Source organism: Leifsonia sp. 466MF (assembly GCF_900100265.1).
Lineage (GTDB): Bacteria > Actinomycetota > Actinomycetes > Actinomycetales > Microbacteriaceae > Leifsonia.
Window position 1 is genome coordinate 3,546,670 of the sequence record NZ_LT629696.1, and the last position, 15,276, is coordinate 3,561,945.

Sequence of the window (15,276 nt, forward strand, 5' to 3'; positions counted from 1 at the left end):
ATAACGTGACCGTCTAGCGACCGTTCCCAGCCGGGCTGTCGCCGTCGCCGGCTCGCCGGACCGCGGCGACCGAACCGGTGGCCGGGGCGCCGATCAGGGCTTCCGCGACCTCCACCGCGTTCTCCTCCGCGGCCTCGAGCGGCGTCTCGCCGTTCTCCTCGCGCATCCGCTCGATGGCGGTCTTGCTGCCGAGCTTGATGTTCGGGAGGAAGAGGATGGCGATGACGGAGATGATCGCGAGCGGGACGGCGACCAGGAAGATGTCGGCGACGGCCTGGCCGTAGACCGACTCGACGATGGTCCGGATCGGCACCGGGAGGGTGTTGACCTCGGGGAGCGTCCCGCTCTGCAGCGACTTGGCGGCGGCGACGCCCTTCGCGCCGAGCTTGCCGACGGCGGTCAGCAGCTCCTGGTGGCGGTCGGCCATCATGTCCTTCACCGCGGTGCCCAGGATGGATCCCATCACCGAGACGCCGATGGTGCCGCCGAGGCTGCGGAAGAACGCGACGTTCGAGCTGGCGGCGCCGAGCTGGTCCGGGCGGACCGTGTTCTGGACGATGAGCACCAGGTTCTGCATGACCATGCCGACGCCGGCGCCGAGCACGAGCATGTAGAGGGAGACGAGCCCGTAGTTCGTGTCGTACTCGATGGTGCTCATCAGGTACAGGCCGGCGGTGAGCAGCACGGACCCGGCGATCATGAAGCCCTTCCACTTGCCGAACCGGCTGATCAGGTTGCCCACGATCATCGAGGAGAGCAGCAGTCCGAGGATCATCGGCAGCGTCAGCAGACCGGACTCCGTCGGCGTCGCGCCGCGGGCGAGCTGCATGTACTGACCGAGGAAGACGGACGTGCCGAACATGGCGACACCGACCGAGATCGACGCGATGACGGCGAGCGTGAACGTACGGTTCTTGAACATCCCGAGCGGGATGATCGGCTCCTTCACGACGAGCTCTGTCACGATCGTCGCGACGATGAGCGCGATCGAGCCTCCGACCATCCACATGGTCTCGGCGCTCCACCAGTCGAAGTTCTTGCCCGCGAGCGATACCCAGATGAGCAGGAGCGAGACGCCGGCCGCGAGGAAGATCGCGCCGAGGTAGTCGATGCGCACCTTCCGCGCCGGACGCTTCGGCAGGCGAAGCGTGAACTGGAGCAGGATGATCGCGACCACCGCGACGGGCACGCCGACGAAGAAGTTCCAGCGCCAGCCGATCGAGTCGGTCAGCAGGCCGCCGATCAGCGGGCCGCCGACCGTTCCGACGGCCATGACACCGCCGAACAGGCCCATGTACCGGCCGCGCTCCCGCGGGCTGATGATGTCGGCCATGATGATCTGGCTCAGAGCCGTCAGGCCGCCGGCGCCGAGGCCCTGGACCACGCGGAAGCCGATGAGCATGTTGGTGTCCTGCGAGAAGCCGGCCATCGCGGAGCCCGCGACGAAGATCACGAGGGCGAGCTGGATGAGCAGCTTGCGGTTGAGCAGGTCGGCGAGCTTGCCCCAGATGGGCGTCGACACCGTGGTGGCGAGCAGCGTGCTGGTGACGACCCAGGTGTAGGCGGTCTGGTCGCCGTGCAGTTCGGAGATGATCCGCGGCATCGAGGTCGACACGACCGTGCCCGCGAGGATCGAGACGAACATCCCGAGCAGGAGTCCGGAGAGGGATTCGAGCACCTGCCGGTGCGACATCACGACCGGTGACCCATCCCTGGAGAGCGTTGTTGACATGTGGATCCTTCGCACGATTGGTTGACGACGATCAACCATATATAATTAGGTGACCAAAGTCAACTAACAACGTACATGACTGCAAAATTTCCTTCTATGCAAACTTCAACAACCGACGGCCTCCGCGAGCGCAAGAAGGCCCAGGTCAGAGCCGACCTCGAACGCGCCACCCTGGAACTCGCGCTCGAGCGCGACCTCGACGAGGTGACGGTCGACGAGATCTGTGCGCGCGTTCCGGTCTCCCACCGCACCTTCTTCAATTACTTCGACACGAAGGAGGACGCGCTCTTCGACGTGCGGCGCGCGTGGGGCGACCCGGTGTGGATCGGCCGCCGCCTGACCGACGCGTACCGGGGAAGCGTCGTCGCCGCCCTCGTCGACACCCTGTTCACCGCATCGCTCCCGGACGAGCAGGATGCGGAACTCCGCGAGGCGCGCATGCTCATCGCCGCGCGTCACTCCGGCCTCCTCCGGCGCCGTCTCGGACGGTTCGACGACCTGCGGTCGGGACTCGTCTCCGCCGTCGCCGCGTTCCTGACGGACGTCAGCCGGGACGACGACGATACGCCCCGCCCAGCCCCGGACGGAGAGGACGCCGCCGCTCGCGCCGAGCTGCTCGTCGTCGCGTGCATCGCCGCCATCCGCATCGCCGTCCGCGAATGGGCCGAGGCGGGCGGGGACGGCTCCGCCGCCGAGGTCGCCGACCGCGCCGTGGCGATCACGCGGTCGGTCGCACCGTTCGTCCGCTGAGCGTCTTCACACCGTCGGGCGGCGGACGTCCAGTCTTCGCGCGCGGCCGCTCCCTACGCTGAGGGGATGCACTCGCGGCGACAGACCTCGTGGGCCCTGCGCGCCCCGGCCCACTGGATCGTCTGGACCGTCGTCCTCTTCGCGGTCACGATCGGCCTCGGCTTCGCTGCGAAGGCGTTGCCCGCACTGCGCTTCGACGGTCTCGACGCGGCCGTGAACCGGGTCAACTCCCCCCTGCTCGACGACGCCGCCCTGCTGCTCGACCGCCTCGACCATCCCGTCGTGGTGGCGGCGATCCTCGTCGTCGTGTTCGTCATCCTGCTGTTCGCGGTCGGATGGCGCCGAGCGCTGGGCGCGTGCGTCGTCACAGGCGCCGGCTGGCTGACCACGCTGGTCGTCAAGACGGTCGTCGCCCAGCCGCGGCCGTCCACCGCCGACCTGACCCACGTCCTGCACATCTCGCCGGCGACGCTCAGCTACCCCAGCGGGCACGTGGTCTTCGCCGCGGCGCTCGTGACAGCCCTGGCCATGGTGTGCCGTGCGGGGCTCCCCCGAGCCATCGTGGTCGTCGTGGGCGCCGTGTTCGTGCTGGCCGTCGCCTGGTCGCGACTCTATGTCGGCGTCCACTACGGCACGGATGTCGTGGGCGGCGTGCTGAACGGTGTCGCCGGCGCCGTGCTCTTCGCCGGTCTCTGGAACCTGGCGACGCGCGGCCGCCGCCGCACGCGCTGACCGGGCGGGTCGTCCGACCTACGCAGTCTCTCCGCAGTCCGACGGTCCCGTGACCGCGGGGACGGGCGGGATGGTGGTGCCACACCATCCTCGATCGACGACGAAGAACTTTCTTTCTTCGATCGCGTCATGATCCGCAATTCACTGCGTCCAAGTCAGTGAACGCCCGTACCGCTATTCAAGGACCCGACCCTTATGACCGGTGAACTCGACGACCTCTCCGACGCCGACCTGATCGTCCTCGCACGAGACGGAGACACGCTCGCCTACGGCGTGCTCTGGAAGCGGCATTGGCAGGCCGGCCGCGCCATGGCGGCCTCCATCACCGGCCGGTTCGACCCCGACGATCTCGCGTCGGAGGCGTTCGCGCGCATCCTGACCTCGCTCGGCCGCGGCAAGGGCCCTACCTCGGGATTCCGCTCCTACCTCGCCACAACGGTCCGCAACGTGGCCATCGACTGGTCGCGCCGCAAGACGACGCCGAACATCGAAGACGCCGACGTCATCGAAGACTGGACCTTCAGCGAGGTCACCGCCCTCGAGCGGATGGACCGGCAGACGATGGCGAAGGCGTTCTACGCCCTGCCCGACAAGTGGCAGGAAGTGCTCTGGTACACCGAGATCGAAGACATGGCGCCTCGTGAGGTGGCGCCGCTCATGGGCCTCAACGCCAACGCGGTCTCCGCACTCGCACTCCGCGCACGTGAAGGGCTCCGGCAGTCCTGGATCAACGCCCACCTGGCGAGCGCACCGACCGAGGACCCGATCCACGCGTGGACGCTGAAGAAGCTCGGCCCGTTCGTTCGAGGGCGCCTCGCCAAGGCCGACCGCCGCAAGGTGACGCAGCACCTCGACGCCTGCGAGCGCTGCGCGGACGCCGCCTCCGAGGCCGACCGCGTCGGCTCGCGGATCGCTCTCGGAATCCTGCCCCTGTTCCTGGGGCTCGCCGGCGCGACCGCGTACCTCTCGACGATCGGCGGATCGGGAACCGCCGTCGCGGCGACGCTCACCGAGACGACGCCGGCCGGTCAGGTGGCCACCGATCCGGCGGCCACCGTCCGCGCCGGCCGGCTGCGGCAGCTGTCGAGCGCGGCGACGGGTAGTTCGAAGGCCGGGATGGCCGCCGTCGCGGCCAGTGTGGTGGCGGCGGCAGCCCTGACCTGCGGGGTGGTCGTCGCCGCACCCGGGTCGGAGCTCGCCGCGGCCGAGACCGGGAGCGGCTCCACGTCCGGCTCGCAGAGCGCGGGCGGCGACGGGCCCGACCGCGTGGCCGAGACGTCACGTCCCACGCCGGAGCAGAAGGCTCAACTCAAGCCGGAGGCACCCGCGACGGGCGTCGTGCCCGTTCCGGCTCCTGATGGCGACGGCAGCACTCCGCCGGTGGTCGACTCTCCGATCACCGAGCCCATCGTCCCCGTGGCTCCGAGCGGGCCCGGCGCCGAGGCGCCGGTGCTCCCGCCGGACGCAGCCCCCGCGCCCGCTCCGCAGGGCTGCGTCGCCGCCATCCAGGCGATCCCGGCGGCCGACACGCTGCTTGCGTACCGACTGGACGACGAGTCCGGAGCCCGCATCGCGACGGACCTCGTCCACGGGAGCACCGCACGCTATGCGGGACACCCCGGCGCGGGCGAGTGGAACTTGACGGACGAGACGCTTCGGCAGCCCGTCGACCGGTTCACCATCCAGATCTGGTTCCAGGCGACCGAGGGCGGCGGCCGGCTGCTGGGGTTCAGCGGATCGAGCGACGGTGTCTCGGCGTACTACGACCGCCACCTGTTCCTGACGGACGACGGCCGTCTGGTGTTCGGTGTCTTCCCGGAGGCCGTCCGAACCGTGACCTCCACATCCAGCTACACCGATGGCCGCTGGCACCAGGCCACCGCGACGTTGTCGGACGACGGCATGGCGCTGTACGTCGACGGCGAGCGGGTCGCTCACGACGGCTCCGTCACGCAGGCGCACGCGTTTCCCGGCCATTGGCGCATCGGAGCCGACAACCTCGACAACTGGGGGCCAGAGACGCCGTCCGCACGGCAGATCACGGGGAGCCTCGCCTTCGCGGCCGTCTACGGCGTCCCGCTGTCTGCCGAGCAGGTGCGCGCCCAATGGAAGCTGTGCAGCTGAGTTCGTCGCGTCACGATCGCTCGGCAACAACGTCTACATAAGCGGAGAGCGCGTCATCGGGCTTCGCGCGTCTCCACCGGAGCGCCCCCTATGGGCCTCCCTTTCGGAGTGGCTCGGCCCGCTCGTCGGGTATCGAACCGGCCGGGCCGCTCCGTCACAACACACCGCAACGTGCCGACGAGAGGACGCGACGACGAGATGGGGCTGATGCACTGGAATCCGCGGGAGCGTGCCGCCGGGCTCGTCAGCGTAACGACCGATGGATGGCGCGGCGAGATCGTCACGCCGCTGATCCCCCGCGACCCCACCTCGCCGCTCCGTTCGGCCCTCCTCAACGAGCGGGCCGAGCGCCTGGGCGAACTCCGCATCCTCGACTTCCGGGTCTATGACACGGTACGCGTCGAGGAGAACGGGCCGGGCGACAGCTACCGGATCATCGACCGGTTCAAGATCGCGATCGGTGTCGAACGCCCCGCCTGAGCCGCTCAGCCCACTCGCCCGCTCAGCCGCTACCGAGAGTCACGGTGGTGGTCTGGCGTCGGCCGTCCCGCACGTAGACCACGTCGACACCGTCGCCGGGTTTGCTCGTGAGCTGGATCGCCGTGAGGTCGTCGACGCTGCCGACGGGCCTGCCGTCGACGCGGGTGATCACATCTCCGGCCCGCAGGCCTGCCTGCTGCGACGGTCCACCGGGCGTCACCGACTGCACGTACAGTCCCGGCTGGTCGTTGTCGCCCTGGCCGGGCTGGATGGGCGTGACCGAGATCCCGAAGATCGGATAGGTCACCTTGCCGGTCGAGATGATCTGCTGCGCAATCGGCATCGCCACCGCCTGCGGGACCGCGAAGCCGATGCCGACGCTCCCGCCGCCCGCTTCCCCGGAGGCGCCGGGAACGGTCGCGATGGCCGAGTTCACTCCGATGAGCCGGCCGTCGCAGTCGACGAGCGCGCCCCCCGAGTTGCCGGGATTGATCGAGGCGTCGGCCTGGATCGCATCCGCCAGCACGGCGTTGCGGTCGCTGTCGCTCTGCACCGGGACCGTGCGACCGAGGGCGCTGACCACTCCGGTCGTGACCGTGCTGGAGAGGCCCAGCGGAGCGCCGAGCGCGACCACCGGCTGGCCGACCTTGAGCGTTGTGGAGTCCCCCTGCTTGATGACGGGAAGTCCGCTGGCCTCCACCTTCACCACGGCGATGTCGGCGCGCGGCGACCGCCCCACGAGCTTCGCCGGGTGCGTCGTCCCGTCGTTGTAGAGGACGGTGATCTTCGCGCCCTCCGCTGCGGGGGCGATGACATGGTTGTTGGTGAGGATGTAGCCGTCGGCGGAGATGATCTCCCCGCTGCCGGTGCCGCCGGAGCCGTCGCCGGCGACCACCCCGATCGTCACGATCGAGGGGAGCACGTCGCTCGCGATGCGTTCGGCGTCGCACACCGACGCGGACGACAGCGAAGCGGTCCGGGCCGGCGCCATCCCGAGTGTGGATGCACCCGAGCGGAGGGTGAGACCGCCGAGCACGCCCGATCCCAGCAGGATGACCGCGCCCAGCACGGCGAGCAGCACGGTCGCCCACACCGGGAACCGCCCGGGTCGGTCCGTCCTCTTCTGGTCGGTCGACGTCATCTCTCGCGCCCCCTCGCTTCTGTTCGGGGTCATGGTGTCTCGACCGGTCGAGAGCTGGATAGACAGTTGGGTCGAGAGCTACGCCACGAGGGACGCGAGGACTAATGTGAACGCATGGATTTCGGCGACGATGTGTTCACCGCATTCCTCGTGCACCCCGACCAGCCCGGGCTGGACCGGTCGATCGACCTCCCGGTGCTCGAAACGCATCCCCCTGTCCGCGTGCGCATCCCGGCGGACCAGGCGATGGAGGTCTACGAGCTGGTGACCGCGGACGATTGGCCGCGCGAGGCGATCTACCGGCACGTCGGCCGCGAGTCGTCTGCCTCCTGACCACTCGATGGACTAGCGGAATCGCGTGGGTTCGCGTCAAGCTACTTCTCGACGTCGGTCGATGTGCGACGGGGAGGGGTGGGGTGCGGTGAACGAGGACGCGAACGCCTTTCCGGAGCCGGGATCACCCGGGTGGATGCGCGTGCAGGGCCACCCCGACGTCGCCAGGATGGAGGTCGTCGGCCGCACGATACGCGTCCGGCTGGTCTCCGGCGTCGAGCTGGAATGGCGGCGCGACGACGATTCGGTGGACGACCGTTCGCACGCGTGACTTTATGGAAAACACCTAGTCCCCAACGGACGCTCGAAGGTGCATCATGGCCACGCCGCCATCGACGGGTCCGACTCCCGCCGGGCGGGAGGAGGCACAGAAGATGGCTGACGAATTCGACTACATCCACCCACCGCACCCTCCGCGCCTCCGTGAGCATGTCGGCCTCATCCGCTGGACCCATGACTCCGACGGCGGGTGGGTGACGGAGACCGTCACCGGCCAGTTCGCCGGGGGCGACTCGCAGCGCTGGCTGCTCCGGCTCTACTCCGGAGTCGAGCTCGAATACGACTTGGAGACGTGGGCGCCGTATCAGCCACACCTGTGACAGCTGTCTTTCGAGCCGTACCCGCTCCTGACACCATGCGAGACGTAACACCCAACAGGGGCGTCGGCTCATGGATCAGACGACGGTCAGGGCCGGCGCCCCGCCCCGGCTGACGGGGGTCGGTATGCAGACATCGAACTCCACGCACGGGCTCCCCGTGCGCCTGGACCCGATGGTCGGGCGTCGCGAGGAGGTCTCGCTAATCCGCCGCCTGCTGCAGACCTCCAACCGTCTGGTGACCGTCACAGGAACCGCCGGCGTGGGGAAGAGCCGCGTCGCGATCGCGGCCGCGGAGTCGCTGCGGCGCTCGGTGTCGGGCGTCTGGTACGTGGATGTGCGCGGTCGCGGGCAGGATGTCGCACTGGCGGTCGCGCAGGAGCTGAAGGTCGATCCGGGCGACGACGCCCTCGGCGCCGTGATCGCCGCAATCGGCGACGAGGACGCGCTGCTCCTGATCGACGACGCGGACGAGGCCGTGGCCGAGACCTCGGCGGTGATCGACGCCCTCCTCCTGACGTGCCCGGGCGTGCGAGCCATCGTCACCTCCCGCGAGCCGCCCTCCTCCACCGCGCAGGCGCTCGTGGCGATCGGTCCCTTCGCCCACCACGACTTGACCGTCAGCAGCGACGCCGTCCGACTGTTCGCGGATCGCGCCGCATCGGGCGACGCCCTGTTCTCCGTCGACGGGAGCACGTTGCCGGAGGTGGTCGCGATCTGCGAGGCGACCTACGGCGTCCCCCTGGCGATCGAGCTGGCCGCCGCGCAGCTTCAGTTCATGGATGTGCGGACGCTCGCGAGCCGCATCTCCCACCAGCTGGACACCCTGGAGCCGGCCGCGGCGGAGTCCCGGTCCCTCCGCGCCGCCGTCGAGGACAGCTGGGATCGCTGCACCGAGACGGAGCGGCGCGTCTGGTCGGATCTCGCGGTCCTGGCCCCGGGCTGGGATCTCGATCTCGGAGAGGCCATGGCCGCCCTCAGCGCCGCGACCCCGAGAGATGCGAGCGCCGCGCTCAAGCAGCTCATCCGGCGTTCGGTGATCCATCGCCGACGCGTCGAGGGGGATGTGCGCTACGAGCTGCTGCCCGCACTGCGGGAGTTCGGGGCCGAGCGGGCGACGCATCCACAGGACGCCCAGGGGCATTTCGTGTCGTGCATGCTGCTGCGGTTGCACGACGCGGAGGACAACTGGTTCAGTGGCCGCCAACGCGAGATCCTGCAGCGGCTGCGCGGCGACATCGCCAATATCCGCCGGGCGGTGTCGACGGCAGCGGCGCTCGGCGACGCCGATCGCGCCGTCGAAGTCGCGGTGACGGCCTGGCGGCAGGCATGGATGCTGCACGGCAGCGGTGACGAGGTCGCGACCTGGCTCGGCATCGCGTTCGCCTCGGGTCGGCCGTCGCCGTTCTGGGCGGCGCAGGGGCACGCCCTCCGTGCGGCCGTCTTCGGCCAGACGGGGAAGCCGGGTCTTGCGCGCAGCGAGCTGGGCATTGCCCGCGCTGCTCTCGAGGAGGTCGCGAACGGCGACGACGCCGAGGCGGCTCAGGACTGCGCAGTCAGTGTTCGGAGCGCTGCGGAGGTCGTCGACACGGACGACAGGCGTGCGCTGGAGCTGCTCCGCATCCTGATGGACGAACTCGGCGAGGACGCCTATCGGTTCGGCCGGACGAACACGCCGCAACGTCTCGCCGCACGGCTGCACGCCCTCGGCGAGCGCGCGCAGGGCTCCCGCGTCGACGACGACATCACCGAACGCGCCCTCCTGGTCGGCGACCGCTTCGAGCGGTCCTTCGCGCTCACGACTCGGGCCTCGGCGTGCGCCGCCGCCCGTGAGTACGAGACGACCGAGGCGGACGCACGGGAGGCGCTGGTGGTGAAACGCGGACTCGGCAACGGTCTGGGGGTCGCCCAGGCGCTCGAACTGCTCGCCGACGTCGCGCGCGAGCACGCGGATCCTGCGCGAGGCGCGACCCTGCTGGGTGCGGCGGCGGCCCGATGGCGTGACGCCGGAGCGATCCGCGCCAACTATCCGCCGTACTTCTACGATCGGGCGGCCACCGAGCGGACGCTCCGTCACCGCCTCGGCTCCGAAGCATTCGACCGCGCGTTCGCATACGGAGCGGCACTGAGCGAGGACGAGAGCATCGACTTCGCCCTGCACGGGATGGTCGAGGCCCGGACGCGCACCGGCATCCCGGCCTCGGCGCGGACATCGGAGCTGACACCGCGCGAGGCGCAGGTGGCGGCCCTGGTGGCGGACGGCGCCTCCAACAAGGAGATCGCCCGGCAACTCTTCGTGTCGATCCGCACGGTCGAGACGCACGTGCAGAACGCCCTGGTGAAGCTGGGGTTGCGCTCCCGCACCGAGCTGGCGCTGTGGCATCGGGAGCAGACCCCCCAGGGATGAGCGCGTCGATGAGCTCCGGGCGACCGCTCACCCGGAGGACACGGCGGCAGCGCGCGCCCTCCGGGGCGGACATTCAGGCGGCGAGGCTGAGATCCTCGCCGGCGACACCGGTGACGGCCGCACGCAGACCGGTGCGGGCTCGGGCGGCGAGCGCGGCGGCGGCGCCGGGCGTCATCCCGAGGATCTCTGCGGCGGCGGACAGCGGCAGGCCGTGTACGCAGGTCAACAGCAGGATGCGCTGCCAGCGCTCGGGGAGGCTGCGGAACGGGTGCTCCAGCTCGCCCAGGTCGACCACCTCGAACTCGTAGACCGGATGGCCAACCTCGTCGCCGAGGGGCACGACGGTCATCCGGGCGTCGCGCGCACCCCAGGTGGCCGCGACGTTGCGGATCGCCGTACGCAGATAGTGGGCGAAACCCTCCGTCGGGCCGTTGCCGTTGCGCAGGGCGGTGAGCACCTTGGTGAAGGCCTCCTGCACGATGTCCTCCGCGTCGTAGCGCGAAGTCGTGCGGCGGGCGACGTGGTGGGCCCACCCCTCGTACCGGGCCCACAGGTCGGCGAAGACCGCGTGCTCGCCGCGACGGACCCGGTGCAGCAGCTCCAGGTCGGTCGGACGGACAGCGGTCGCGGGCATCCTGTCTCCTCGGTCGTTCTCGGTGGACCGGCGGCGGGCCGGTGGAGTGACTCCAGGGTCCGTTGCGGACTCACGCGCGCGGCACCGCAGAACTACCGAGGAACTACCGAGATGCCAGTCCCATCTCGACGCGCAGCGCGAAGTCCGGCCACCGCTCGCCGCGGCCGAGCAGAGCCGACAGGGCCGCGACGATCCGGTCCGCTGCGCGTCCGTCTCCGAAGGGGGTGGGCCGGCGCGCCATGGCGACATGACGGAGCGGGTCGGCAAGAAGCGCGGACGCCTCGGCGACGATCGTCTCCACGCGCGTCCCGACAGTGCGCGACGTCCCCGCGAGGACGCCCTCCGGTCGGTCGGTCGTCGCCGCGAGGACGAGAACCGGCACGTCGAGGCTCGGCGCCACCTCCTCCAGCTCACCGCAGTCGGTGAGCACGAGCGTCGCGTCGGCGAGAAGCCGGACGAGACCGGCGAACGGCGGCAGCGGTGTCGACAGGATGTTCGGCGCCCGGCCTGCTGCGGTGGTCAATCCCGCATGCACCGCGAGCTCCGGCCCCGAGCACAGCACGAAGACGTGACCGGGGAATCGCGCCGCCAGCACGCGGACCGCGGAACCGATCCGCTGCATCGGAGCCCCACGGTTCTCCGGCCGGTGGGCGACGACGAGCACGACGCGCCGGTCTTCCGATGCCACGGTGGCGGTGTCGGCCGACAGCACCGCGTCGACGAGGGGATCTCCGGTGACGACGATCCGTCCCTCTGGGACAGCGGACGCCAGCAGGACGCGCCGCGCGTGCTCCGTCGGCGCCAGCTGGAGGGCGGCGATCCGCCCGAGCATCCGTCGAACGGGCTCGCTCGGGAGGGTGTCGGTGACATCGCCGTCGCAGCGTCCGGCATCCAGGTGCGCAACCGGGATGCCGCGCTCGGACGCAGCCGTCGCGGCTACCAGGGCCGCTGCCGAGCCGCCGTGGACGAGCACGACGCCTGGCCGGTGCTGCTCGATGAGGTCCGCGGGATCCGCTGAAGCATTCACCCCAGGAGAGGACGGATCGGCGACGGGCACCAGGAACCCGGCCCGGCTGAGCGCGTCGACGACCGGACGCATCCGGATCTCGGAGTCCCGGCTGCCGTAGAGGGATAGAGCGACGGGAAGGACGATCGGCACGGCGGCCTCCTCTCGACGAGGGCGACGGATCCGCCCTCACCCATAGAGACGCGGAAAAGAGGCACGACCTGACGGGGTAGCGTGAGATTCATGAGCCTGAGCGTCGAGAAACAGCCGGAGCAGTCCCGTTACGCCCTGCTTCAGGACGGCGAGGTGATCGGCGTCGCCGAGTACGAACTGCGGCACGACGCGATCGTCTTCACGCACACCGAGGTCGACGAGGAGAAGCGCGAGAAGGGGATGGCGTCGACGCTCGTGCAGACGGCGCTCGACGACGTGCGTGACAACACCGACCTGCGCGTCATCGCCTCGTGCCCCTACGTGCGGAGCTGGCTCAGCGAGCACCCCGACTACGCGGAGCTGCAGAAGCGGTAGCGCGGCCGTCCTCGCTGGGGGCACGGCCCTCGGCGCGCTGGCCGTGACCGGCAGGGCCCAGGTCGAGCGTGATCTTGCCGCCCTCCCAGGCGCCGTCGCCCTTGTCGCCGGGGAGCGGTGCGGGAGCGGGTAGCAGGGACTGACGGTCCATCTCCTGCTGCGCCTCGTGTCGGGCGGGCGCGAAGATCTCGTCGAACGATCCGCCGATGGCGCCGCTCATGGTGCCCGAGCCGCGCTGCGCCTTGTTCGAGAGGTCGATCCAGCCCAGCTTCACGGCGACGACGATCAAGGCGACGAACGCCGCAATGATCCCCACGACCCACCAATTCACGCCCTCCAGGGTACCGGAGGACCTGTGCGCTGCCTGAGGATCAGCTGGCTCTGCGGCCTCACGGGACGCGGTAGAGCCACTCCTCGGTCTCGAACTTCTCGGCGACCAGCTTCTCGGCGGCGGCGTACTCGGCGTCGGTGAGGTCGCCGTCCGTCGCCCCGTAGAGGCTCTTGAAAGTCAGCTTCATCTGCTCGATGATCTCGGCGCGGCTGAGGCCGGTCTGGCTGCGGAGCGGGTCGACGCGCTTCGCCGCGCTGGTGATGCCCTTGTCGCTGATCTTCTCGCGGCCGATGCGGAGCACCTCGGTCATCTTCTGGCCGTCCATGTCGTAGCTCATGGTGACGTGGTGCAGCACCGCGCCCGAGCCCAGCCGCTTCTGCGCGGCACCGCCGATCTTGCCGGACGGGCTCGTGATGTCGTTCAGCGGCTGGTAGACGGCGTCGATCCCGAGCGACTTGAGGGCGATGATCGCCCACTCGTCCAGGAAGGCGTAGCTGTCGGCGAAGCTCATGCCCTGCACCAGGTCGGCCGGGGCGTAGATCGAGTACGTGACGACCGATCCCGCCTCCATGAACATGGCGCCGCCGCCCGAGATGCGGCGCACGACCTGGATGCCGTACTTCTTCGCGTTCTCCGGGTCGACCTCGTTCTTCACCGACTGGAAGCTGCCGATCACGACCGCGGGCTCGTCCCACTCCCAGATGCGCAGGGTCGGCCCCCGACGACCCTCGCCCACCTCGTTGGCGAGCACCTCATCCAGGGCGAGGTGCATCTGCGGGGAGACGGCCTTCGCGTGCACGATCTCCCAGTCGTAGTCGCGCCAGCTGGTCGCCTTCGCCAGAGCGCGCCGGACCGTCACCGCGACGGCCTCCGGCGAGAACCCGAGCAGGCTTGCGCCCTCGGGCAGGGCGTCCTTGACGGCCGCCGCGATCGTCTTCGCGTCCGACTCCGCGGGCAGGCCGTTCACGGCCGCGTCGATGGCCTCCAGAGCGGAGTCCGGCTCGAGGAAGAAGTCGCCGGCGAGCTGGAAATCCGCGATCTTGCCGTCCACCACCTCCAGGTCGACGACGACGAGCTTGCCCCCGGGGACCTTGTACTCACCATGCATACCCTTACCCTACGTCCGCCCGGAGGCGGTCGGGCGGGCGGCCCATCCGCCGGTCACGCCGGTGGCGGTGTGCCTCCCGGCGGGTTCCTCGGGTTGCCCCACTCGTCGAGCTCCCGCTCCGGGCTGCGCAGGAACGTCACGCCCAGGCCGATGAGCAGGATGACGAGCAGCACACCGAGGATCACGAGGATCCACGCGAGGTCGGTGTCGTGCCCGCTGAAGTTCGCGGGGTTGTCGATCGGCGTGAACCGAGACAGTCCGCTCAGGATGTGTTCTCCCATGACGCCCTCCCATCCCTCAGTGTCCGCGCACTCCCCTCCGTCGCGCTAGACACTTCCGTACCCCTCCACTCCCGCCGTCGAGTCCGCAAAAACTGCACACTGATCGGGCGATCGGCGTGCAGTTTTTGCGGACTCGACGGGGGGCGGAGCCTGGGGCTAGTCGCGGGCGGGGAAGCGCTGTGTGAGCCAGGCGGTGAGGTCGGCGAACACCTCGGCGCGATTTGTCTCGTTGAAGATCTCGTGCCGGGCGCCCTCGTAGACGATCGTGGTGACGTCGGACAGGTGCGAGCGGGTGCGATAGGCCTGCTCCAGCCGTCGGGCGCTGACCGGCCCGCCGAGTGGATCGTCCGAGCCCACCTGGATGAGGACGGGGAGGTCGTGAGCCAGGTTGCGGGCGGGGCGGCCGAGCAGGCGGGCGGCATCCACCATCCCGAAGAGCTTCTGCAACGGCGTCAGCGTCGTGAGCGGGTCGTCGACGAACGCCTGTGCCACCGCGGGATCGCGACTGAGCCACTCGGCGCCTGTCGTGCCGAGGTGGGCGTGCCGCTTGTTGAGGTCGCCGCCGTTCATCGACCCGAGCGCGCGGTACGCGGTGCCGGACAGCACCATCCCGTCGTACTCGTCGCTGTGACGGTTGAGCAAGATCTGCCCGATCAGCGATCCCCAGCTGTGGCCGACGTAGACCAGCGGCAGATCGGGGTTCTCGGCCCGGATGAGATCGCTGAAGGCGTGGACGTCGCGGATCGCCGCGCGCAGCCCGCCCGGCCCCAGCTTTCCGAGGCGCGTGGCGTCGCCCTCCCACTGCTCCATTCCGGTGCGCCCGTGGCCGAGATGGTCGTCGGCGTAGACGGCATAGCCTGCGGCGGCCAGATGGGTGGCCAGCTCGCGGTACCGGCCGGCGTGCTCTCCGACCCCGTGGGCCAGCTGGATCGCGGCCGCGGGCGGCGTGCCCTCTGGCGTCGGCGCGTACACATCGAAATAGACGCGGACGCCGTCCTCGTCGTCGAAACTCCGGCCCTGCTCACTGTGCACGGCCCCAGTCTGGCGTACGCCGGCAGCGAAGGGGGTTTAGTTAGCCAGCCTAATTTGTTAG

At 69.9% G+C, this 15,276-nt stretch carries 17 protein-coding genes; 9 read left to right on the forward strand and 8 right to left on the reverse strand.

Annotated features, from left to right (window positions below; all coding sequences use genetic code 11):
• Positions 1–13: 13 nt before the first annotated feature.
• Positions 14–1,693 carry an MDR family MFS transporter gene (locus tag BLR91_RS16895; RefSeq protein WP_089879807.1) on the reverse strand — a complete coding sequence of 560 codons (1,680 nt, stop codon included), beginning with the start codon at positions 1,691–1,693 and terminating at the stop codon, positions 14–16.
• A gap of 135 nt (positions 1,694–1,828) precedes the next feature.
• Here BLR91_RS16895 and BLR91_RS16900 point away from each other — a divergent pair, with 135 nt between their 5' ends.
• The 4 genes from BLR91_RS16900 (at position 1,829) to BLR91_RS16915 (ending at position 5,818) form a co-directional block, all read left to right on the forward strand.
• Positions 1,829–2,482 carry a TetR/AcrR family transcriptional regulator gene (locus tag BLR91_RS16900; RefSeq protein ID WP_089879804.1) on the forward strand — a complete coding sequence of 218 codons (654 nt, stop codon included), beginning with the start codon at positions 1,829–1,831 and terminating at the stop codon, positions 2,480–2,482.
• Positions 2,483–2,548: 66 nt separating this feature from the next.
• The gene (locus BLR91_RS16905; RefSeq protein ID WP_020076020.1) at positions 2,549–3,214 is read left to right on the forward strand and encodes a phosphatase PAP2 family protein; all 666 of its coding nucleotides are present in this window, start codon (positions 2,549–2,551) and stop codon (positions 3,212–3,214) included.
• A gap of 195 nt (positions 3,215–3,409) precedes the next feature.
• Positions 3,410–5,338, forward strand: a complete 1,929-nt coding sequence (locus BLR91_RS16910) for a sigma-70 family RNA polymerase sigma factor (protein ID WP_089879802.1) — start codon at positions 3,410–3,412, stop codon at positions 5,336–5,338.
• Between the two features lie 171 nt (positions 5,339–5,509).
• On the forward strand, positions 5,510–5,818 hold the full coding sequence (locus BLR91_RS16915) for a hypothetical protein (RefSeq protein WP_231918971.1): 309 nt from the start codon (positions 5,510–5,512) through the stop codon (positions 5,816–5,818).
• Between the two features lie 22 nt (positions 5,819–5,840).
• Here BLR91_RS16915 and BLR91_RS16920 read toward each other — a convergent pair whose 3' ends face one another.
• Positions 5,841–6,959 (reverse strand): S1C family serine protease, encoded by a 1,119-nt coding sequence (locus BLR91_RS16920; RefSeq protein ID WP_089879798.1) that lies wholly within the window; start codon positions 6,957–6,959, stop codon positions 5,841–5,843.
• A gap of 114 nt (positions 6,960–7,073) precedes the next feature.
• On the opposite strand from BLR91_RS16920, the gene BLR91_RS16925 reads away from it, so the two are divergent.
• The 4 genes from BLR91_RS16925 (at position 7,074) to BLR91_RS16940 (ending at position 10,295) form a co-directional block, all read left to right on the forward strand.
• The gene (locus BLR91_RS16925; RefSeq protein WP_018189243.1) at positions 7,074–7,292 is read left to right on the forward strand and encodes a hypothetical protein; all 219 of its coding nucleotides are present in this window, start codon (positions 7,074–7,076) and stop codon (positions 7,290–7,292) included.
• 88 nt (positions 7,293–7,380) lie between these two features.
• Complete coding sequence (locus BLR91_RS16930) at positions 7,381–7,563, forward strand: hypothetical protein (protein ID WP_018189242.1); 183 nt, start codon at positions 7,381–7,383, stop codon at positions 7,561–7,563.
• A 103-nt stretch (positions 7,564–7,666) separates the two neighbouring features.
• The gene (locus BLR91_RS16935) at positions 7,667–7,891 is read left to right on the forward strand and encodes a hypothetical protein (RefSeq protein WP_089879796.1); all 225 of its coding nucleotides are present in this window, start codon (positions 7,667–7,669) and stop codon (positions 7,889–7,891) included.
• A 124-nt stretch (positions 7,892–8,015) separates the two neighbouring features.
• Complete coding sequence (locus tag BLR91_RS16940; protein ID WP_231918972.1) at positions 8,016–10,295, forward strand: ATP-binding protein; 2,280 nt, start codon at positions 8,016–8,018, stop codon at positions 10,293–10,295.
• 73 nt (positions 10,296–10,368) lie between these two features.
• On the opposite strand, the gene BLR91_RS16945 is transcribed toward BLR91_RS16940, so the two are convergent.
• Positions 10,369–10,929 carry an RNA polymerase sigma factor gene (locus BLR91_RS16945; protein WP_089879792.1) on the reverse strand — a complete coding sequence of 187 codons (561 nt, stop codon included), beginning with the start codon at positions 10,927–10,929 and terminating at the stop codon, positions 10,369–10,371.
• A 103-nt stretch (positions 10,930–11,032) separates the two neighbouring features.
• Positions 11,033–12,088, reverse strand: coding sequence for a UDP-N-acetylglucosamine 2-epimerase (locus BLR91_RS16950; RefSeq protein WP_089879788.1), 1,056 nt, complete (start codon positions 12,086–12,088; stop codon positions 11,033–11,035).
• Between the two features lie 90 nt (positions 12,089–12,178).
• On the opposite strand from BLR91_RS16950, the gene BLR91_RS16955 reads away from it, so the two are divergent.
• A complete protein-coding gene (locus BLR91_RS16955) occupies positions 12,179–12,463 on the forward strand; it encodes a GNAT family N-acetyltransferase (protein ID WP_018189237.1) in 285 nt (94 codons plus the stop codon).
• Here BLR91_RS16955 and BLR91_RS16960 read toward each other — a convergent pair.
• From BLR91_RS16960 to BLR91_RS16975, 4 genes are all read right to left on the reverse strand, one after another.
• Positions 12,423–12,794, reverse strand: a complete 372-nt coding sequence (locus tag BLR91_RS16960; RefSeq protein ID WP_231918973.1) for a hypothetical protein — start codon at positions 12,792–12,794, stop codon at positions 12,423–12,425. The two genes, BLR91_RS16955 and BLR91_RS16960, sit on opposite strands and share 41 nt — an antisense overlap.
• A 58-nt stretch (positions 12,795–12,852) precedes the next feature.
• Positions 12,853–13,902, reverse strand: a complete 1,050-nt coding sequence (locus tag BLR91_RS16965) for a lipoate--protein ligase family protein (RefSeq protein ID WP_089879786.1) — start codon at positions 13,900–13,902, stop codon at positions 12,853–12,855.
• A gap of 53 nt (positions 13,903–13,955) precedes the next feature.
• Positions 13,956–14,183: a hypothetical protein gene (locus tag BLR91_RS16970; protein WP_018189234.1), complete on the reverse strand. Its 228-nt coding sequence runs from the start codon at positions 14,181–14,183 to the stop codon at positions 13,956–13,958.
• A gap of 156 nt (positions 14,184–14,339) precedes the next feature.
• Positions 14,340–15,215, reverse strand: coding sequence for an alpha/beta fold hydrolase (locus BLR91_RS16975; RefSeq protein WP_089879783.1), 876 nt, complete (start codon positions 15,213–15,215; stop codon positions 14,340–14,342).
• Between the last annotated feature and the right edge of the window lie 61 nt (positions 15,216–15,276).

Excerpts from the sequence above, each read along its gene's own strand:
- BLR91_RS16895 (WP_089879807.1), bottom strand. The coding sequence starts at position 1,693 with ATGTCGCACCGGCAGGTGCTCGAATCCCTCTCCGGACTCCTGCTCGGG.
- BLR91_RS16900 (WP_089879804.1), top strand. The coding sequence starts at position 1,829 with ATGCAAACTTCAACAACCGACGGCCTCCGCGAGCGCAAGAAGGCCCAG.
- BLR91_RS16905 (WP_020076020.1), top strand. The coding sequence starts at position 2,549 with ATGCACTCGCGGCGACAGACCTCGTGGGCCCTGCGCGCCCCGGCCCAC.
- BLR91_RS16910 (WP_089879802.1), top strand. The coding sequence starts at position 3,410 with ATGACCGGTGAACTCGACGACCTCTCCGACGCCGACCTGATCGTCCTC.
- BLR91_RS16920 (WP_089879798.1), bottom strand. The coding sequence starts at position 6,959 with ATGACGTCGACCGACCAGAAGAGGACGGACCGACCCGGGCGGTTCCCG.
- BLR91_RS16925 (WP_018189243.1), top strand. The coding sequence starts at position 7,074 with ATGGATTTCGGCGACGATGTGTTCACCGCATTCCTCGTGCACCCCGAC.
- BLR91_RS16935 (WP_089879796.1), top strand. The coding sequence starts at position 7,667 with ATGGCTGACGAATTCGACTACATCCACCCACCGCACCCTCCGCGCCTC.
- BLR91_RS16940 (WP_231918972.1), top strand. The coding sequence starts at position 8,016 with ATGCAGACATCGAACTCCACGCACGGGCTCCCCGTGCGCCTGGACCCG.
- BLR91_RS16945 (WP_089879792.1), bottom strand. The coding sequence starts at position 10,929 with ATGCCCGCGACCGCTGTCCGTCCGACCGACCTGGAGCTGCTGCACCGG.
- BLR91_RS16955 (WP_018189237.1), top strand. The coding sequence starts at position 12,179 with ATGAGCCTGAGCGTCGAGAAACAGCCGGAGCAGTCCCGTTACGCCCTG.
- BLR91_RS16965 (WP_089879786.1), bottom strand. The coding sequence starts at position 13,902 with ATGCATGGTGAGTACAAGGTCCCCGGGGGCAAGCTCGTCGTCGTCGAC.
- BLR91_RS16970 (WP_018189234.1), bottom strand. The coding sequence starts at position 14,183 with ATGGGAGAACACATCCTGAGCGGACTGTCTCGGTTCACGCCGATCGAC.